22 protein-coding genes and 1 pseudogene are annotated in these 17,598 nt (G+C 41.6%); 5 read left to right on the plus strand and 18 right to left on the minus strand.

Annotated elements, in window-relative coordinates; translation table 11 throughout:
* Window positions 1-31 precede the first annotated feature (31 nt).
* Entirely contained in the window at window positions 32-355 is a 324-nt protein-coding gene (locus AC0NJG_RS27575; protein ID WP_087954060.1) for an ArsR/SmtB family transcription factor, read from the minus strand.
* Window positions 356-787 carry an SRPBCC family protein gene (locus tag AC0NJG_RS27580; RefSeq protein ID WP_087954059.1) on the minus strand — a complete coding sequence of 144 codons (432 nt, stop codon included), beginning with the start codon at window positions 785-787 and terminating at the stop codon, window positions 356-358. It abuts the gene before it with no gap.
* A 423-nt stretch (window positions 788-1,210) separates the two neighbouring features.
* Here AC0NJG_RS27580 and AC0NJG_RS27585 point away from each other — a divergent pair, with 423 nt between their 5' ends.
* Complete coding sequence (locus tag AC0NJG_RS27585; protein ID WP_048551376.1) at window positions 1,211-1,438, plus strand: DUF3973 domain-containing protein; 228 nt, start codon at window positions 1,211-1,213, stop codon at window positions 1,436-1,438.
* A gap of 34 nt (window positions 1,439-1,472) precedes the next feature.
* Here AC0NJG_RS27585 and AC0NJG_RS27590 read toward each other — a convergent pair whose 3' ends face one another.
* Both AC0NJG_RS27590 and AC0NJG_RS27595 read right to left on the minus strand, forming a co-directional pair.
* On the minus strand, window positions 1,473-1,655 hold the full coding sequence (locus AC0NJG_RS27590) for a sporulation protein Cse60 (RefSeq protein ID WP_000621752.1): 183 nt from the start codon (window positions 1,653-1,655) through the stop codon (window positions 1,473-1,475).
* A 1-nt stretch (window position 1,656) separates the two neighbouring features.
* A complete protein-coding gene (locus tag AC0NJG_RS27595) occupies window positions 1,657-1,893 on the minus strand; it encodes a DUF2553 family protein (protein ID WP_000533799.1) in 237 nt (78 codons plus the stop codon).
* Window positions 1,894-2,148: 255 nt separating this feature from the next.
* Here AC0NJG_RS27595 and AC0NJG_RS27600 point away from each other — a divergent pair, with 255 nt between their 5' ends.
* The gene (locus AC0NJG_RS27600) at window positions 2,149-2,643 is read left to right on the plus strand and encodes a CarD family transcriptional regulator (RefSeq protein ID WP_001993652.1); all 495 of its coding nucleotides are present in this window, start codon (window positions 2,149-2,151) and stop codon (window positions 2,641-2,643) included.
* Between the two features lie 73 nt (window positions 2,644-2,716).
* On the opposite strand, the gene AC0NJG_RS27605 is transcribed toward AC0NJG_RS27600, so the two are convergent.
* The 7 genes from AC0NJG_RS27605 to moeA form a co-directional block, all read right to left on the minus strand.
* Window positions 2,717-3,502, minus strand: a complete 786-nt coding sequence (locus AC0NJG_RS27605; protein WP_138320943.1) for a glucose 1-dehydrogenase — start codon at window positions 3,500-3,502, stop codon at window positions 2,717-2,719.
* Window positions 3,503-3,515: 13 nt separating this feature from the next.
* A complete protein-coding gene (glcU, locus tag AC0NJG_RS27610; protein WP_474063663.1) occupies window positions 3,516-4,373 on the minus strand; it encodes a glucose uptake protein GlcU in 858 nt (285 codons plus the stop codon).
* A 36-nt stretch (window positions 4,374-4,409) separates the two neighbouring features.
* On the minus strand, window positions 4,410-4,829 hold the full coding sequence (locus tag AC0NJG_RS27615) for a DUF3888 domain-containing protein (RefSeq protein ID WP_087954057.1): 420 nt from the start codon (window positions 4,827-4,829) through the stop codon (window positions 4,410-4,412).
* 93 nt (window positions 4,830-4,922) lie between these two features.
* Window positions 4,923-5,156 carry a molybdopterin converting factor subunit 1 gene (gene moaD, locus AC0NJG_RS27620; RefSeq protein WP_087954056.1) on the minus strand — a complete coding sequence of 78 codons (234 nt, stop codon included), beginning with the start codon at window positions 5,154-5,156 and terminating at the stop codon, window positions 4,923-4,925.
* Between the two features lie 2 nt (window positions 5,157-5,158).
* Complete coding sequence (gene moaE / locus AC0NJG_RS27625) at window positions 5,159-5,623, minus strand: molybdopterin synthase catalytic subunit MoaE (RefSeq protein WP_474063664.1); 465 nt, start codon at window positions 5,621-5,623, stop codon at window positions 5,159-5,161.
* Window positions 5,620-6,135 (minus strand): molybdopterin-guanine dinucleotide biosynthesis protein B, encoded by a 516-nt coding sequence (gene mobB / locus AC0NJG_RS27630; protein WP_143881602.1) that lies wholly within the window; start codon window positions 6,133-6,135, stop codon window positions 5,620-5,622. Before mobB ends, moaE begins: the two co-directional genes overlap by 4 nt.
* Window positions 6,105-7,394, minus strand: a complete 1,290-nt coding sequence (moeA, locus tag AC0NJG_RS27635; protein WP_143881603.1) for a molybdopterin molybdotransferase MoeA — start codon at window positions 7,392-7,394, stop codon at window positions 6,105-6,107. The genes mobB and moeA overlap by 31 nt, the downstream gene beginning before the upstream one ends.
* 83 nt (window positions 7,395-7,477) lie before the next feature.
* Here moeA and moaC point away from each other — a divergent pair, with 83 nt between their 5' ends.
* Window positions 7,478-7,963 (plus strand): cyclic pyranopterin monophosphate synthase MoaC, encoded by a 486-nt coding sequence (moaC, locus tag AC0NJG_RS27640; protein ID WP_474063665.1) that lies wholly within the window; start codon window positions 7,478-7,480, stop codon window positions 7,961-7,963.
* Between the two features lie 38 nt (window positions 7,964-8,001).
* Here moaC and AC0NJG_RS27645 read toward each other — a convergent pair whose 3' ends face one another.
* The 6 genes from AC0NJG_RS27645 to AC0NJG_RS27670 form a co-directional block, all read right to left on the minus strand.
* The gene (locus AC0NJG_RS27645; protein WP_087954051.1) at window positions 8,002-9,015 is read right to left on the minus strand and encodes a molybdopterin-synthase adenylyltransferase MoeB; all 1,014 of its coding nucleotides are present in this window, start codon (window positions 9,013-9,015) and stop codon (window positions 8,002-8,004) included.
* Window positions 9,016-9,031: 16 nt separating this feature from the next.
* Window positions 9,032-10,045 (minus strand): GTP 3',8-cyclase MoaA, encoded by a 1,014-nt coding sequence (gene moaA / locus AC0NJG_RS27650; protein WP_087996608.1) that lies wholly within the window; start codon window positions 10,043-10,045, stop codon window positions 9,032-9,034.
* 173 nt (window positions 10,046-10,218) lie between these two features.
* Window positions 10,219-14,121, minus strand: a complete 3,903-nt coding sequence (locus tag AC0NJG_RS27655) for a BclA-related collagen-like exosporium protein (RefSeq protein WP_474063666.1) — start codon at window positions 14,119-14,121, stop codon at window positions 10,219-10,221.
* 116 nt (window positions 14,122-14,237) lie between these two features.
* Entirely contained in the window at window positions 14,238-14,561 is a 324-nt protein-coding gene (locus AC0NJG_RS27660) for a hypothetical protein (RefSeq protein ID WP_001110853.1), read from the minus strand.
* A 23-nt stretch (window positions 14,562-14,584) separates the two neighbouring features.
* Window positions 14,585-14,806, minus strand: a complete 222-nt coding sequence (locus AC0NJG_RS27665; RefSeq protein ID WP_087954048.1) for a spore germination protein — start codon at window positions 14,804-14,806, stop codon at window positions 14,585-14,587.
* 79 nt (window positions 14,807-14,885) lie between these two features.
* On the minus strand, window positions 14,886-15,191 hold the full coding sequence (locus tag AC0NJG_RS27670; RefSeq protein WP_000141212.1) for a rhodanese-like domain-containing protein: 306 nt from the start codon (window positions 15,189-15,191) through the stop codon (window positions 14,886-14,888).
* A 199-nt stretch (window positions 15,192-15,390) separates the two neighbouring features.
* On the opposite strand from AC0NJG_RS27670, the gene AC0NJG_RS27675 reads away from it, so the two are divergent.
* Entirely contained in the window at window positions 15,391-15,573 is a 183-nt protein-coding gene (locus tag AC0NJG_RS27675) for a hypothetical protein (protein WP_000171883.1), read from the plus strand.
* A 49-nt stretch (window positions 15,574-15,622) separates the two neighbouring features.
* Here the strand turns inward: AC0NJG_RS27675 and AC0NJG_RS27680 are convergent, their stop codons facing one another.
* On the minus strand, window positions 15,623-16,747 hold the full coding sequence (locus AC0NJG_RS27680) for a homoserine O-acetyltransferase family protein (RefSeq protein ID WP_087996604.1): 1,125 nt from the start codon (window positions 16,745-16,747) through the stop codon (window positions 15,623-15,625).
* Window positions 16,748-16,899: 152 nt separating this feature from the next.
* Between AC0NJG_RS27680 and AC0NJG_RS27685 the strand changes: the two are divergent.
* A pseudogene (locus AC0NJG_RS27685) lies at window positions 16,900-17,598 on the plus strand (spore germination protein); the annotation flags it as partial.

A 17,598-nucleotide genomic window follows, 5' to 3' on the forward strand; every position in this document is an offset into this window, starting at 1 on the left:
AAAGAGGATGACCATTTCGGTCATCCTCTTTTTACTCTTCATTCTCCACAATATGTTTCAACATGGACAATTTATTATCCCAAAAACGTTCATAATACGAGAGCCACTGTTGTAATTCCTCTAATGGTTCTGGATGCAAGCGATATATCTTCTCTCTTCCGCTTTTTCTTCCGCTTACTAAATTCGCTTCTGAAAGAATATGAAGGTGCTTTACAACCGCAGTACGACTCATCGGAAAATGATCCGTTATTTTGGAAATCGGTAACTCTTTATCACTTAATAACCGTATTACTTCTCGGCGGGTTGGATCAGCAATTGCTTGAAACACATCATATTTCGCTGCTGATGAGGCCACTTAGCCTTCGACAACCTTTTTCAGTTTTTCATTTACAATCGCTACCCAGCCTCCGCTCATTCTATCGCGAATAATAGAGCTCTTCGCATTCGCTTTCGGAAGAATTTCATCAGGTTGTTTCCAGCCGCCGTGAATTAACGTAAATTCTGTTTTATTATCTCCTAGGTCTTTCAGATGAAATGAAACAACCCAGCCATCTGTATCCCATGAGAAAGATAGATGATTTGGCTCATCGATTTCTAATACTTTACATGGTGATGGTCCAAATGGTGATTGCACATGAAATTCATGTCCTACCTCTAATACGAAATCATTTGGCATAAACCATGAGGCAATCCCTTCTGCAGTTGATACTACATTCCACACCTTTTGAATAGACGCGTTAAAAACGATCGTTTGTTTAATGTCAGTTAATGTATTTTGTTGTTCCATTTTCATTCTCCTTTATTCAGCAATCAAATATAACACCTTTTAGTTACACTTCGATGATATAACACCTTTTAGTTTCATGTCAACACTAACTCTTTTTTACTGTTGAGAAATTCTCAACATTTTTTCAACAGGACAAACACCCTCTGAGCATTCCCTCATAATATACTCACAAAGGCAACAAAAAATAAAAACTTCTCTCAACATGAAACTCCATCATTCATCTTGGAAGAAGCGCCTTACGTATATCATGCGTATTTCGTCTCTCCTCCTTCCCTCAGGGACACTACGCGAGATATGAAAAATCAGAAGGAATATGCCCACCATTTGAGTAGGTAGTTATTTCTCTTCTCCTCAACATTTCCTTAGGAGCGAAATGACTACCGACTCACTTTTTCAAACAAAAATAAAAAGGGGATGAAAGCTATGTTCTATTGCATTAACTGCTCTGACATTCACCATGAAAAACATCCGAATGATAAAGTATTCAAAAACGGTTTTTATATTGATCCATTTTTAGGTGATCGTTATCACCTTGGTATGTGTAAAGATGCCCAAAATCATCAGACAGGGGAGCCTCTTTTAACGACGAAGAAATTAGGCACAACCCAATCTATTATGAACGTATTACCGACACATGTTGTCCCAACATAAAACATAAAAAAGAGCTGGGTGAGCCAGCTCTTTTTTATGTTTTATAAACAATCATTGCTGAAAAACAATAAATTTGGTTTTCGTCATCATTAATAGAAACACCTACTTGGTACTTAATATCTACAAAGTTACTATCATCAATTTTTTTCAAAAAAACATTTACAGCGTCTTCTAAGTCTTTTTCGTGACTTTCATCAAACACTTTCACACGAATCATGTTAACACCATCCTAGATCGCAGCCCTCCGCCGCTTGATTATTGCCACGGTGCGTATCTATGATGCGATAAAACTTTCCGTCTTCATATATATATCCGTCTTCTAACACATATTCTTTACCTTCAGTATAGACATAAAACTTACCTATCATAAATTTACTCGTATATAATTCCAAATAATCTGGCCTAAATTTGGCTACAACTTTATTTGTAATATCAATTTTTATTGTGCGCCCCACCTTCTCTCCCTCCTTTGCAAAGAACGGATTTAGGTATATTGTATTAGCGATTTTACATTTTATGCTTAAAAATAAGTGGATATGCCCCCCTTTCTCCGCCTGTACTATTTTTCTAACAAAATCATCAATAAGTAAAAGCAAAAAAATATATATAAAAGGAGCTTTTACTTATTGACTCAAATATAATTATTATGGTATTATATAAAATTTGACATTTCCACCCCCTTATGCTATCATTAAAGATGGTTACCACATATGGAGGTGGATGATTTGTTTCAAATTGGTGATAAAATCGTTTATCCAATGAACGGCGCAGGAGTCATCGAAGCCATTGAAGAGAAAGAAATATTAGGAACAACACGTCAATATTGTGTGATACGTATCATTAGTAAAGATATGCAAGTAATGCTTCCGATGGATCAATTACAAAAATCAGGTATTCGTTATATCGTAGATAAAGGTACGTTAGATGATATACTTCTTGAATTTCAAAACGGGGAATCAGATACATCACTTTCCTGGAAACAAAGATATACAATGAATATGGAAAAAATGAAAAACGGCAATCTGCAAGATAGTGCAGAAGTTGTTCGGGATTTACTTCGCCGCAATAAAGAGAGAGCTTTAAATGCGAGCGAAAAACAAATGCTAGATAACGCTCGAAAAATGATGATTAGTGAAGTTGCACTCGTACAAAATGTTTCTGAACATCAAGCAACAGAATATCTTCAAGACACAATTAATCACTAAATTTAAAATAGCTGGTCGCTATTTTTTTTTTGTAAAAAAAGGACGAAGAGTTTTATCTCTTCGTCCTTTTATATTACCCACGCCCAGCTTGAAACGATGGATATAACGTCATTCCACCATCTGCAAATAGCGTAATTCCAGTTACATAACTCGCCTCTGAAGAAGCGAGCCACGTTGCGACTGCTGCAATTTCTTCTGGTTTTCCAATGTACCCCATCGGTATCATACTTTCTACATCAGCACGTTTTTTAGGATCAGCAAACTTTTCTGCATTGATCGGCGTATTAATTGCACCTGGTCCTATATTATTTACTCGAATACCTTTTGGCGCATATTCCATCGCTAACGTTTCTGTCATCAGTTTAATACCACCCTTACTTGCTGCATAGTGCACAAATAAGGGCCACGGGATTTTCTCATGGACACTAGACATATTAATGACAGATCCTTTAATATCATGTTCTACAAAATATTTAATCGCTTCACGGCTTCCTAAAAAAGCACCTGTTAAATTTGTGTTAATTACCCTATTCCAGTCTTCAAGTGGCATTTCATGCGATGGTACCGCATTTTCTATCCCGGCATTATTAATCATAACGTCAAGCGTACCAAACTCTTTTACAGCAGATTGAATGAGATTCACCACATCTGATTCAACCGTTACATCACCTTTTACAGCAATCGCCTCTCCGCCTACCTTTTTAATTTCTTCTAACACATCATTCGCTTCTGATTCTCGTGAACGATAGTTAATCACTACTTTCGCTTTCTCCCTTGCAAACCTTACCCCCATCGCTCTTCCAAGACCAGTTGCTGATCCTGTAATAACGACAACTTTTCCTTCTAAATCACTATACATTTCCATACCTCCTTTAACTTTTCGCTATACCTAACATAATTCCGGCTGCGATAATAAAAACGATACCGACAACAATCCCTGTTAATTGGCGTTTCGTTTTTCTTTCACCTAATATAAGAATCCCGCCAAGCGTCGAAATAATAATTCCCATTTGCGATAGCGAGAAACTTGTTGCCACTCCGACACGCGGTTGCGAAATGAATAAAAACATATTTCCAGCTGCCCAAATTAATCCTGGAATAATATTTCGTATTGCATATTTATTAAATGGATGATGTTTAAACGTAAGCAAAATCCCTCCTAACACCATACCAACTGCTTGTGGCAACAAAGCTGACCAACCATCTACTTTAAATAGTCTAATCACTACTACGTAAACTAAATAACCGACTGTTGAAATCAATAAAATGATAATGCCCTTTTTAAAATTGCCCGCTTGCTCTACACTCTTTTCTTCTTCACTTTGAAGCGATGTTAAAATAACACCGATAATAATACAAACGAGAGCTAATACACCAAGGACGACTGATATTGTCGTGGACCACTCATGAAATACGATGACTCCAAATAAAGTCGTCGCAACTAATTGAAGTCCTGTTGAAATCGGCATCGTCCTCGAAACGCCCATTAAATCAATACTTTTTAATTGATTCGCCTGACCAAGCGCCCAAAATAAACCTGACACAATACCAACCCCGATAACAGTAGGAGTCAATACTGGTTTCATAAAAATATAAACAACAATTGAGAAAATAAGTGCGCCAAGCGTTGTACCGAGCGTTTGGCTATAAGGCCCTCCGCCCAGTTTCACGTTAAATAGCACAATACTTCCCCAAAATATAGCTGGTAAAATCGCTAAAAATATATCCATCGCTCATTACCTTTCTTTACTAAATGTCATAGGTTATCACTCTGAATCAGTAGAGTGAGCTTTTATTTTTTCTTTTTGACGTTCACAAACCTTTTCTGCAATAGCACCAGAAACATTCTTTTCCCGTTCCACTTTCTTTATCTTTACGTGATCTAAATGATCCTCCAAAGTAAGTGTAACTTTATCATTCGGCGGATTATGCGCACCTTGGAACGTAAGAAATTGTAGCGTAATTTCAAATCTAGGAACGAACTCACCGTTTTTGCCGAGACGCTTTATATTTATAACTGAAGCACATTCATATTGATCTTCTGTCACTTGCCTAATAACTGAATAGTACCTATTCGATAATGCACTCTCTAAAAGTTGTTCTCTTGATTCTTTCGCGAAAGAATCACTTGGAGAAGAGAAAAAGGCCACACATAGCATTGCCATCACTGCACATATTTTTTTCATAGTTCCCTCCTTGTTCTATACATTAGTGTTCTCAAAACTGCCATAAAAAAACGACTTTCCCTATGTAGGAAAGTCGTTTTAATAAATCCAATATTAACCACCGCTCACTGGTGGGATAAGTGCAACAACATCACCAGATTGAATCATATCATCTTCATTTGCATACTCTTCATTAATCGCAACCATAATTGGTGCCGATACTGGCAAATTATATTCAGTTGCAACAATATCTTTTAACTCTGCAACCGTAATATTTTCTTTCTCCATTTGTAATTCACTTCTTCCTGCTTCTTCTTGCAAGTTCGCAAATAACAATACTCGAATCATACTTATAGCTCCTTCCCAGGCTCTCCCTCGGAATATGGCGTTTTTTCTAATTGATCGCCAATCCAAGAGTCTCCATCTTCCCAAAACTCCTTTTTCCAAATCGGAACAATTTGTTTTATGCGCTCCATAATATATTCATTTGCTTCATAAGCCGCTTTACGATGCGGCGTTGAAACAGCCACAACAACCGCGATATCAGAAATTTGCAGTGTACCAATGCGATGTGTAATCGCAACGTGTGTACCTGGCCATTTCTCTTTCACTTCTAATCCGATTTTCTCTAGCATCTTTTCTGCCATCGTTTTATAAGCGACATATTCTAAGTATAATGTACGACGCCCTTTCGTAAACTCTCTAACCGTTCCAATAAATGTTGTAACAGCACCACATTCGCGGCGAATTACTCTCTTCGCTACCTCTTCAACCAAAATTTCTGTATCAATTACTTCATAATACGTATTTGTCATTTCGCACTCCTTACCGTTTGTAAAAACCAGTCTATGCACAATTCTTCTTCTGTTATATGAAATACTTTATATTCTTCTCGTAAGTTTACAGGAGCATCATACCACGTAATAACTGCTATTATATTCTCTACGTTATGTAAAAGTTCAACGTCTTCCGCAGAACGAAGTAACACTACTTTCGGATAGCTCTCTTTTTTATAGCCCTCAATTACAATTGTATCTACTTCGAAAAACTCATATAAGCGAATAATTTCTTGCAAAGACCAGTTTTCTCTTAATGACGAAAGCGAAAGGAATCCAGCGCCTTCTACACTACTAACAACAGCACCAGCCTTTCGGTGCCTTTCACTATCCTTTTGCGCTACTTCTGGAAAACCTCCGTGCCCGTGATGTTTAATGGTAGCAACTTTCATTTTCCGTTCAGCTAACGTATGCACTATTTTCTCAACAAGTGTTGTTTTCCCGCTATTTTGATATCCTACTATTTGTAAGATTGAAGGGGCTTTGCCCATGGCCAATCACATCCCTCAGCGTGCTCTAACAATAATACAGACACTTTCATCCCTGCCTCGAAGCCTCTCGTTCCTCCAGGTAACACAATAAAAGCATTCGCATCTGCAAGTGAAGATACCGCACTCGATTTATCTAAACCGACCGGCATCGCTTGTAATGCCCCGTCCACGATTGTCACTTTTGCTCTTACAAAACGAGTAAACGGATTCGGCTTTGGAAAATCTTTTTGTAAAATAGCATCTGCTCTATATACGTGAGGTTCTTTCGCATACAAATATGTTTTTATAACCGGATGCACAAATAACTCAAATCCTACGTAACAAGCTGACGGATTTCCTGATAAACCGAAAAGTAACTTTCCATCAACTTCAGCTACGGTCGTTACACTTCCTGGTCTCATCGCTATTTTATTAAAGAGTACATTCGCTTGTAATCTTTCATAAATAGCTGGCAAGTAGTCATAATCTCCTACCGACACACCGCCTGTCGTAATTAAAATATCAACTTCATCCATCGCTGATTGAACAGCTGTAAAACATGCATCTAACTCGTCGGCAAGTTGGCCATAATACCGAACTTTACCTCCGGCTTTCATAATTTGAGCAGCAATCATATAAGAGTTACTATTTCTAATTTTCCCCGGCTGTAACGACTCATGTACTTCTAACAATTCACTTCCTGTCGTCACAATACCAACAACAGGCTGTTTTACAACTTTCACAGTACTATATCCAAACGTCGCTAATAAGGCCGCAACACCTGGATTGATTGCAACACCTTTCTGAACGAGAACTTGATTTTGCTTTATATCTTCTCCTTTAAATGACACATTGTCACCACTATGAAACGGACGCTTTAACTTCATATATGTTTTTCCGTTCTTCTCAAAATCTTCCGTCAGCTCTAGCATTACGACTGCATTACAATCCGCTGGAATAGCTGCTCCTGTCATAATACGAACCGCCTGAAAAGATCCTACTGCATCTAGAAAAACAGACCCCGCCCCAATTTCTCCTATTACTTCAAACTGAATTGCATTCTCTTGATTCGCTTCTTTCGTATCTTCCGCTCGAATTGCGAAACCATCGTAAGGAGAACGATCAAAATGAGGAACGTCATGATCAGAGATAACATCCTCCCCAAGAATTCTCCCGTAACTTTCCGTAATAGAAACCTCTTCTACTTCACCAATTTTCGCATATTCCATTACTCTCTCTACTGCCTCAGCAACTTGAATCGGAATTCGTTTTTCTACCATCGTTTCTCACCCCATATTTGCAATTTTTTTTATCTCGATTAAACTTTATATATTAAATAGAAATTACTTCAAGGAGGAATTCCATGTCTTCATTCACACACTTTAATGACCAAGGACGCGCGAAAATGGTTGATATAAGCGACAAAAAAGCAACCGTTCGAACAGCAATTGCGTGCTCTAGCATTGTCGTTACAAAAGAAATTTACGATAAAATCTCTCATAATGAACTCGGGAAAGGTGACGTATTAGCAGTTGCACAAATCGCTGGTATTATGGCTGCAAAACGCACTTCTGATATTATCCCAATGTGCCATCCTTTATTATTAAAAGGTGTTGACGTTTCTTTCGATTGGAAACAATCCGAAGAACAATATCGATTACTTATTGAAGTAAAAGTCAAAACAGAAGGTAGCACCGGTGTTGAAATGGAAGCTTTAACAGCTGCTTCCGCTACCGCTCTTACCGTGTACGATATGTGTAAAGCTGTTGATAAAGGTATGATTATTGGCGAAACGTACTTACTTGAAAAAACAGGTGGAAAAAGTGGAGGTTATACGAGAAAGTCTTAATCTTCTCCCTATTGAACCTAAAGGGTTTCCCTTTAGGTTCAACCTATATATCTTGCATATAAACGTTTTGCTACATTTATATCATTCGTCCCATGAATAAACGCTCTACCATCTGTAAATAAAACAAAACGAAATTCCTCTACTAGAAACGATACTAAATACGGAGTCGCTTTTACATCCACACTTCTTTGTAAGCGCTTTTTAATTTCTTCTAAATTAAATTCATTCCGCACACCTGGACGGATTTGTACTGTATTTCGTCCACACAAAACTTCTGTTTTCGTTTGTGCTTCAAATGTTAAACTCGGATATGTACGTAATCTTCCGCAAGATAAACACGTTTCTTTTTTCTGTCTATTCACTTTAAATGCCATCTGTTGATTATTCCAAAGATCAAACGATAACATCGTTTCGCGAAGCGCCCCATAGTCTTCTACTAATATTTTCAGCGCTTCCGTTATTTGATGCGCAACTACTAATTGTACTGCCGGCTGTATAATACCAGCCGTATCACATGTTGCTCCGCTCGCCGGATGCTCCATTAAACAGCGGAAACACGGTGTTTTTCCTGGTAAAATTGTATACGTTACTCCGTAGCTTCCGACACAGCCACCATATATCCACGGAATATTATATTTTTGTGAAATATCATTAATAAGAAGACGCGTTTCAAAATTATCTGTCGCATCTAATATTAAATCTACACCATTCACTAGCTCTTCCATTTCCTGCACTGTTACATCCGTCACAACCGGATTTATTTCCACCTCAGAATTAATCGCTTTTAAATGCTCTGCGGCTGCTACCGCCTTCGGTTTATACTGCGTTGCATCTTCTTCTGTATATAATTGTTGCCTTTGTAAATTACTCCACTCTACATAATCACGGTCTGCAATTGTTATTTTTCCAACACCTGCTCTAACAATCACTTCTGCATTTGCTGCACCAAGAGCTCCCGCACCAATAATAAGAACATGCTTCTCTCTAATTTTTCTCTGTCCTTCTTCTCCAACACCAGAAAATAATATTTGCCTTGAATATCGCTCCTGCATACGATAGCCCCCTTTCTTATCCTCCTATATAAGACATTTCAATTTTCGGACGATTTTTTGCACTTTCTTCTGTCCGTTCATCCGAATACCTATCTTTTCTATTCATCCATACATCTTGTATAACGCTTACTAACTCCTCATCTGAAAGATTCCCTCTAAGAAGTTCCCTTAGATCGAGTCCTTCTGTCGCAAATAAGCAAGTATAAAACTTTCCATCTGCTGAAATTCTCGCTCTCGTACAAGAGGAACAAAAGGACTCAGAAACAGAAGTAATAAAACCGACTTCAATATTTGTTCCGACGTAACGATATCGCTTCGCAACTTCACCAAAATAATGCGCTTCAGCTGGCTCAAGCGGATACACGCGATGAATCATCTCAATTAACTCTCGCTTCGTAACGACTTGATCAAAGTTCCATCCATTTGTACTACCAACATCCATAAACTCAATAAACCTAAGCGAGATTCCTTGCTCTTTAAAATACGCAGCCATCGGAAGTACTTGATGATCATTCATTCCTTTTTTCACAACCATGTTTACCTTTACATCAAGCCCGGCCTCTTTTGCAGCTATAATTCCCTTTATAACCGGTTTCGTATTAATATTCCGGCCATTAATAGCCTTAAATACATCATCATCTATTGCATCCAAACTAACATTTACTCTATGTAATCCAGCTTCTTTTAATACTTTTGCTTGCTTTGTTAAATGAATTGCATTGGTCGTTAACCCTATATCTAACAGCCCGTCAATTTTCACGAGACGTGCAATAAGTTTTGGTAAATCTTTACGAAGTAGTGGCTCGCCACCAGTAAGTCTAATTTTTCGTACACCGATGCTAACAAATAGTTTTGCCAAACGCTCAATTTCATCAAACGTCAGTAAAAACTCATCTTTCAAAAAAGCATAATCTGGCCCAAACACTTCCGCTGGCATACAATATGTACATCTAAAATTGCAACGATCAATGACAGATATACGCAAATCTTGAAGTGGGCGTCCAAAAAAATCTGTAACCATCTCCTGCATCGCCACCCTCCCTTTCTGCCAAATTTCTTTCTTTTCATTCTATTATAATATATTTTCGAACTGCGATGTTTTTGCTCATGTGAATAAAGTAAAACTTTCCTAATCAATGAGACTACATACAAACAAGGAGATAAAAAACCTTGAAGCATAAAAGCCCCAAGGTTTTCTTCTTATTAACTCAATCTAATAATCGTTAGAGTAGCTCCTGGCGTTGCCGTAGATAATGTAGCCACTGCAACTACTCCAAATAATTGCAAGCTAACAGCGGCTCCAGCAGGCAAGTTAGCAATTATTGTTGCACTAAAGGAACCAGTAGCCACTGTCGGGGCGTTTATCGTTCCCGCAAGCGGACTGCCATTTACAGTTATACGAGAACTTACAACTAATCCTGCCGTTAAATTAATTGTATAAGCTATATAATAGTTTCCTGCATTCGCAACTGTAAATACAGTATTTCCACCACTAACGGTTATTCCTGGGCCAATATTTTGATTGTTCGGTAATGGTACGTTCGTACCACCTAATAAAACGGAAATAGCGGTTCCTGATGTATTATTCGCAAATGCATATGTTGCAGTTGTACTAACTCCAGTCGCCCCGGTCGCTCCAGTGGCTCCAGCTCCGGTTGGACCTGTATCTCCAGTTGGACCTTGTGAACCGGTTGCTCCTGTTGCCCCCGTTGGGCCTTGAATTCCTTGCGGCCCTTGAATTCCTTGGGGACCTGTCGCTCCGGTTGCTCCTGTTGCTCCCGTTGGACCTTGAATTCCTTGCGGGCCCTGAATTCCTTGTGGGCCTTGGATTCCTTGGGGACCCGTCGCTCCTGTTGCTCCTGTTGCTCCCGTTGGACCTTGAATTCCTTGCGGACCTTGAATTCCTTGGGGACCTTGAATTCCTTGGGGACCTGTCGCTCCAGTTGCTCCGGTTGCTCCCGTTGGACCTTGAATTCCTTGCGGCCCTTGAATTCCTTGGGGGCCTTGTGGGCCGGTCGGACCTATGTCACCTTGCGGACCTTGGATTCCCTGTGGACCTTGTGCTCCTGTTGCCCCTGTCGCTCCTTGGATTCCTTGAGGACCTTGTGGACCTTGAATTCCTTGGGGGCCGGTTGGACCTATGTCGCCTTGTGGGCCTTGAATTCCTTGTGAACCTTGTGCCCCCGTTGCCCCTGTTACTCCTTGGATTCCTTGGGGACCTTGAATTCCCTGTGGACCGGTTGGACCTATGTCGCCTTGAACACCTTGGATTCCTTGCGGACCCTGTAAACCCGTCACTCCGGTTGCTCCTGTCGCTCCTGTCACTCCAGTTGAGCCTGTCGCCCCGGTATCTCCTGTTACTCCTGTCGCACCTGTTGCTCCTGTTGCTCCTGTCGGGCCAGGTGGTCCACCTGATGGACCTGTCACTCCCGCCGGACCTGATGGCCCCGTTGGGCCGGTCGGTCCTGCTGGTCCTCCTGACGGGCCAGTCACCCCTGTTGGACCGGTTACTCCTGTTGGACCGGTAGTTCCTTCTCCCGTCGCTCCGGTTGCCCCCGTATCTCCTGTTGCTCCCGTCGGACCTTGTATCCCTTGAATTCCTTGTGGGCCTTGCACTCCTTGCGCACCTGTTGCTCCTTGAATCCCTTGAATTCCCTGCACTCCTTGGGGCCCCATCGGACCGGTTGGACCAATCGCTCCTTGTACTCCTTGCACTCCTTGGGGCCCCTCTGGACCCGTTGCTCCTATTTCCCCTTGTATCCCTTGAATTCCAGTTGCTCCTTGTGCTCCAGTGGCTCCCGTTATCCCTTGCACACCTTGTATTCCCTGAATCCCTTGTGGACCTTGCGGGCCTGTTGCTCCTTGCACTCCTTGAATTCCTTGTATCCCCTGAGGACCCTCTGGACCCGTTGCTCCAACTGGCCCTTGAACACCTTGTATTCCTTGCGGACCCTGCAGTCCCTCTGGGCCTTCTGGACCGGTTGGGCCTATTTCTCCTTGTATCCCTTGGATTCCAGTTGGGCCTTGTGGCCCAATCGGACCTATGTCACCTTGCGGACCTTGGATTCCCTGCGGGCCTTGTGCTCCTGTTCCCCCTGTCGCTCCTTGTAGGCCTTGAGAACCTTGTGGGCCTTGAATTCCTTGTGGGCCGGTTGGACCTATGTCGCCTTGTAGGCCTTGAATCCCTTGCGGACCTTGATCTCCAGTGGCCCCCGTTACTCCTTGAATTCCTTGCGGACCTTGAACACCTTGTGGCCCCGTTGGACCTATCTCTCCTTGCACCCCTTGGATTCCTTGCGGACCCTGTAAACCCGTCACTCCTGTTGCTCCCGTTTCTCCCGTCGCTCCTGTCACTCCAGTTGAGCCTGTCGCCCCAGTATCTCCTGTTGCTCCTGTCGCCCCGGTTGCTCCTGTCGGGCCAGGTGGTCCACCAGATGGTCCTGTTACTCCCGCCGGACCTGATGGCCCCGTTGGGCCGGTCGGTCCTGCTGGTCCTCCAGATGGGCCTGTTACCCCTGTTGGACCGGTTACTCCTGTTGGGCCTGTAGTGCCTTCCCCTGTCGCCCCAGTTGCTCCCGTATCTCCTGTTGCTCCCGTCGGACCTTGGATCCCTTGAATTCCTTGGGGGCCTTGCACTCCTTGTGCGCCCGTCGCTCCTTGAATTCCTTGTACTCCTTGCACTCCTTGTGGCCCCATCGGACCGGTTGGACCAATCACCCCTTGAGCACCTTGCACTCCTTGGGGACCCTCTGGACCTGTTGCTCCTATTTCCCCTTGTATCCCTTGAATTCCAGTTGCTCCTTGTACTCCAGTTGCTCCCGTTATCCCTTGCACACCTTGTATTCCCTGAATTCCTTGGGGACCTTGTGGGCCTGTTGCTCCTTGCACTCCTTGAATTCCTTGTATCCCCTGTGGACCCTCTGGACCCGTTGCTCCAACTGGCCCTGGCACACCTTGAATTCCTTGCGGGCCCTGAAGTCCCTCTGGGCCTTCTGGACCTGTTGGTCCTATATCACCCATCGGACCTTGTATCCCTTGAACTCCCTGTGGGCCTGTTGCTCCTGATGGCCCTGGTACTCCTTGTATTCCTTGTGGACCTTGATCTCCTGTGGCCCCTGTTGCCCCTTGTGGCCCTATAACCCCCTGTATACCTTGTGGACCTTGATCTCCTGTTGCTCCCGTTACCCCTTGAATACCTTGAACTCCTTGAATTCCTTGTTCACCAGTTACTCCCGTCGGACCAGGAATACCTTGAATCCCCTGCGGACCTTCTGGACCTGTTGGCCCAATTGGCCCTTGAATCCCTTGTATTCCTTGCAAGCCCTGTGCTCCCGTGCTTCCAGTCGGACCTGTACTTCCCGTCGCTCCTGTTACCCCTGTACTTCCTGTAGCCCCAGTATTTCCCGTTGCTCCCGTTGCTCCTGTACTTCCACTCGGTCCACCGCCCGGACCTGTCGCACCAGTTGGCCCCGTCGGACCAGGAGGTCCTCCTGACGGGCCAGTGATCCCTGTCGGACCTGTTACTCCAGTCGGACCTGTTATCCCCTGACCAGTCGCTCCGGTTGCCCCTGTATTTCCACTCGGTCCTTGTGGACCTTGTATCCCTTGCGCTCCTTGTATTCCTTGTGGACCAGTTGCTCCTGGTAACCCTTGGACTCCTTGAATTCCTTGTGGACCCTCAGGTCCCGTCGCTCCAATTGGTCCCTGTAATCCCTGTATCCCTTGTATACCTTGTGCCCCAGTCGCTCCCGTTGGCCCAATCGGACCTTGTAACCCTTGCACCCCCCCCGGTCCCGTCGCTCCAGTTTCTCCTTGTGGTCCTCTCAATCCTTGTGACCCCTGCTGTCCTTCTGGTCCCGTTGCACCTATTGACCCAACGGGTCCTTGAATTCCTTGTACTCCTTGAGGTCCTGTCGGACCCATCTCTCCCATTGGACCTTGTAATCCCCTTGGCCCTTGAGGTCCTGTCGGGCCTTGTGGACCGGTTGGACCAGTAATCCCAATACCAGTAAATCCCGTTGGAACAGGAGGAAAGGTAGGTCCAATAAGATTTGGTGAGATTCTGAAATTAGAGTTTAATGAATTTTGTTTATCGCGCTCTTTCATACTTTCACCACCTACACACCATCTTTTTTACATTACAAACCTCTTCTTAATATGTATTTACAAAAATAATCTCAAAGACTATTTTTATTTTAAATAATAAAAACTCCCTTAATTCCTTAAGGGAGTCCAGCAACTGAATCCATATTATCTGTATTAGGGACAGCTTGTGCTATACCCGATGCATTTACACTTTGCCCCATATTTGTTCCTGTTACAGTACCAGCAGGGGTGCCTCTTGTATATGTTGTCGTCACCGAATCACCCGGCTGTAAACAAAGCTTCGTCTCCGTCCCTATTACTGTAACAACGTCAATCCAAGTGCATCCCATTGAACCACTATACGATTTCGAAGCAGTAAATGACGTATCACTCAAATTATCACCTGTAAATATATTCCCAGTGTTATTCACAATAACAAACTCTTTTATATGTGCTGGCATACTAACACGCTACCTTTCCTTTACTAACCTAATGTACGTGTACTCGTTGCTAATGGTGGAAGAAATACTGATGTTCGAATCACCGCTGGTGGCTGCCTTTTCCCATTTAAAAAAATAGCCGCACTCGACCCTCCAGCACCAGCATAAGCTTTTGATACAGCAAAAGGCGCGATATTATAACAGTCGCCGACATTAACGGCTCCTGTATTGTTAATAATTTTTACTTTACGCATATTAATCCCCATTTACCTATCCCCCCTTTTGTACACTGTATGCAAAAGAAAAAAACTTGAAACAGACTCGTTTCAAGTTTTTAACTATTTACTATTTTGTTTCACCTTCATATTGGAGCATACCGCCAACCATATTTACCGTTTTAAATCCTTGCTCATTTAAATAATGGCATACATTTTCACTGCGCATTCCCGAACGACAAATAAAGATATATTCATTCTCTTTATCAAAGAAATCTACTTTATTTGGGATATCGCCCATTTTAATATGTACAGCTTCTGGAATTTTTCCTGCCGCTACTTCTTCATCTTCCCTTACGTCTACTAAAAATAACGTTTCTCCGTTTTCTAAACGTTCTTGCACTTCTTCTGTAGTAATTGTTTTAACTTCTGTCATATGTTGTTCCTCCTTATATACAATAAAACCTTTAGTTTCCTCTTTAAATAATCATTCCTCATCAATTTTAGCATGCGGAAGAAAGAACGCAAAGAATGGAAAATTTATTTCTCAATTTTCTCGCAAAACTTATTCTTTACAAACATAACCCTTGCATTGTATCCTCAATATACTTGTTTTATGAAAGGAGCCAATGAAAATGACACTTTTCCTTTTCATTATGGGCATCATTTTCTTAATCGCTGCAATTATTGCACTTAGTATGAAAAATAATAGAAAGATAAAATCACCACAAGAAATGTCATTCTTATTTCTATTACTTAGTATCGCATTCTTCGGTATAGCAATTGCCACATATATTTTCCGCCTACAAATCATGTAATAAAAGGTGCCTACTACATACATTGCACCTTTTTCACATCATTTATTTTCTACACAAAACTAGACACTTTCCGATTTAAAAATTCATAAACTTTCTTTTCAAACAAATGAATATCAAACACTCCCGCCATATGCCCATTTATACTTTCTATCTCATACACTTCTGCATACTTCCCTTGTTTTTGCAACATGTCTACCATTTTATAATTATAACGTGACGACTGAAGCAAATCTTGTTTACACGGAATCATAAGTACATTTGCTTCTATATTAGATAGTGCCTCTTCTAAAGACGAAAATCCATGCGCAATATCATGTAATAAAACTGCTTTCGCAGTGTACATCCATGAATTTGCATCTACTAAAGCTATACTTCTATTTGTCATTTTGTTAATTTCTTTCTCAAATGATGTTAATGTAGAAAATGTTTCATAAGGTTCTTTCTCTATACTATTACGAGGAAATGTCGTTTCATAAAAATGCTCATCAAACGCGTTCATAAACATCATTCTATTTGCTAACTGAAGCCCCTGCATTGGCTGCTCTTCTCCATATTTTCCGCCCTTCCAACTCGGATCCAGCTGGATAGCTTCAATTGCGTTTTGCGCTACATTTACCGACGTAATAATTGGATTTTGCGGGTTCGTAATAACACCAATCATCCGCTCTACCATATGAGGATAATGAACAGCCCATTGCTGCGCAATCATCCCGCCAGCTGACGGTCCCATTACAGCATGTAGCCTTGCGATTCCCATATCTTTTATTAACTCATATTGCATACGAGCTACATCAAGAAATGTAAAAACCGGAAAGTCCATCGCATATTCATCTCCAGTTTTCAGATTAATCGATTTCGGTCCCGTTGTAATGACATAAGGGTTCTTCACCTGCACATTACAAAGGTTATCAGTACATATAACAAAGTATTTATTTGTATCAATTGCTTTTCCCGGTCCAATTAAACCATCCCACCAACCAGACTCCTCATCATGCACCATGTATTTTCCTGCCGCATGACTTGTTGCACTAAAATAATGACAAACCAAAATCGCATTTGACCTTTCTCTATTTAAAGTACCATACGTCTCATACCCCATTTGAACAGGAATTGTCCTACCATTTTCAAATGTAAACTCCTTTAAAATAAATTTCTCCTTTTTTACAATTTGCACAGACTCGCCCTCTTCTCATCATAGTATGTACTGCTTACTAAAGGATTTTTTCTATGCAAACCAATCTCCTCCTTCTTTTCATAAATAAATGAATAATATACAAAATTAACCACAAAATAGCACTATATTACACAATCAAAGAGGGCATACATATGATTTGGAATTGGCTACGTAAGAAAAAAAAATCAAATACAACAGAGAAAAACGAAACAGATAACTCGGAGCAACATGCTAACAATCAAGAGGATGATAACAAAAAACTGACTAGAGGTATGAAGCATAATAAAGATAACAATGGCGAGCAAAAAAAAGAGGAACACAAGGGATCTTCCCACGATAAGCAGCAAAACCACTCGGATCAGGATCAACAGCAACATTCTAAGCAAGACAAATCCGAGCAAAATCAACAACAACACTCTAAACAAGACGACTCGGATCAGGATCAACAACACTCGAAGCAAGACAAATCAGAGCAGGATCAACAACACTCGAAGCAAGACAAATCCAAGCAAGGACAACAGCAACACTCTAAACAAGACGACTCGGATCAGGATCAACAACACTCGAAGCAAGACAAATCAGAGCAGGATCAACAACACTCGAAGCAAGACAAATCAGAGCAAGGACAACAGCAACATTCTAAACACAACGACTCAGATCAGGATCAACACTCGAATCAACACAAATCAGAGCAAGGGCAACAGCAACATTCTAAGCAAAACGACTCGGATCAGGATCAACACTCGAATCAACACAAATCAGAGCAAGGACAACAGCAAAACTCTAAACAAAACAGCTCGGATCAGGATCAACACTCGAATCAACACAAATCAGAGCAAGGACAACAGCAA

Source organism: Bacillus sp. SSR7 (assembly GCF_055902415.1).

What these genes read in the sequence shown, in the direction of transcription:
- AC0NJG_RS27580 (WP_087954059.1), bottom strand. Translation starts at nt 787, where the DNA reads ATGGAACAACAAAATACATTAACTGACATTAAACAAACGATCGTTTTT.
- AC0NJG_RS27585 (WP_048551376.1), top strand. Translation starts at nt 1,211, where the DNA reads ATGTTCTATTGCATTAACTGCTCTGACATTCACCATGAAAAACATCCG.
- AC0NJG_RS27590 (WP_000621752.1), bottom strand. Translation starts at nt 1,655, where the DNA reads ATGATTCGTGTGAAAGTGTTTGATGAAAGTCACGAAAAAGACTTAGAA.
- AC0NJG_RS27600 (WP_001993652.1), top strand. Translation starts at nt 2,149, where the DNA reads ATGGAGGTGGATGATTTGTTTCAAATTGGTGATAAAATCGTTTATCCA.
- AC0NJG_RS27605 (WP_138320943.1), bottom strand. Translation starts at nt 3,502, where the DNA reads ATGTATAGTGATTTAGAAGGAAAAGTTGTCGTTATTACAGGATCAGCA.
- glcU (WP_474063663.1), bottom strand. Translation starts at nt 4,373, where the DNA reads ATGGATATATTTTTAGCGATTTTACCAGCTATATTTTGGGGAAGTATT.
- AC0NJG_RS27615 (WP_087954057.1), bottom strand. Translation starts at nt 4,829, where the DNA reads ATGAAAAAAATATGTGCAGTGATGGCAATGCTATGTGTGGCCTTTTTC.
- moaD (WP_087954056.1), bottom strand. Translation starts at nt 5,156, where the DNA reads ATGATTCGAGTATTGTTATTTGCGAACTTGCAAGAAGAAGCAGGAAGA.
- moaE (WP_474063664.1), bottom strand. Translation starts at nt 5,623, where the DNA reads ATGACAAATACGTATTATGAAGTAATTGATACAGAAATTTTGGTTGAA.
- mobB (WP_143881602.1), bottom strand. Translation starts at nt 6,135, where the DNA reads ATGGGCAAAGCCCCTTCAATCTTACAAATAGTAGGATATCAAAATAGC.
- moeA (WP_143881603.1), bottom strand. Translation starts at nt 7,394, where the DNA reads ATGGTAGAAAAACGAATTCCGATTCAAGTTGCTGAGGCAGTAGAGAGA.
- moaC (WP_474063665.1), top strand. Translation starts at nt 7,478, where the DNA reads ATGTCTTCATTCACACACTTTAATGACCAAGGACGCGCGAAAATGGTT.
- AC0NJG_RS27645 (WP_087954051.1), bottom strand. Translation starts at nt 9,015, where the DNA reads ATGCAGGAGCGATATTCAAGGCAAATATTATTTTCTGGTGTTGGAGAA.
- moaA (WP_087996608.1), bottom strand. Translation starts at nt 10,045, where the DNA reads ATGCAGGAGATGGTTACAGATTTTTTTGGACGCCCACTTCAAGATTTG.
- AC0NJG_RS27655 (WP_474063666.1), bottom strand. Translation starts at nt 14,121, where the DNA reads ATGAAAGAGCGCGATAAACAAAATTCATTAAACTCTAATTTCAGAATC.
- AC0NJG_RS27660 (WP_001110853.1), bottom strand. Translation starts at nt 14,561, where the DNA reads ATGCCAGCACATATAAAAGAGTTTGTTATTGTGAATAACACTGGGAAT.
- AC0NJG_RS27665 (WP_087954048.1), bottom strand. Translation starts at nt 14,806, where the DNA reads ATGGGGATTAATATGCGTAAAGTAAAAATTATTAACAATACAGGAGCC.
- AC0NJG_RS27670 (WP_000141212.1), bottom strand. Translation starts at nt 15,191, where the DNA reads ATGACAGAAGTTAAAACAATTACTACAGAAGAAGTGCAAGAACGTTTA.
- AC0NJG_RS27675 (WP_000171883.1), top strand. Translation starts at nt 15,391, where the DNA reads ATGACACTTTTCCTTTTCATTATGGGCATCATTTTCTTAATCGCTGCA.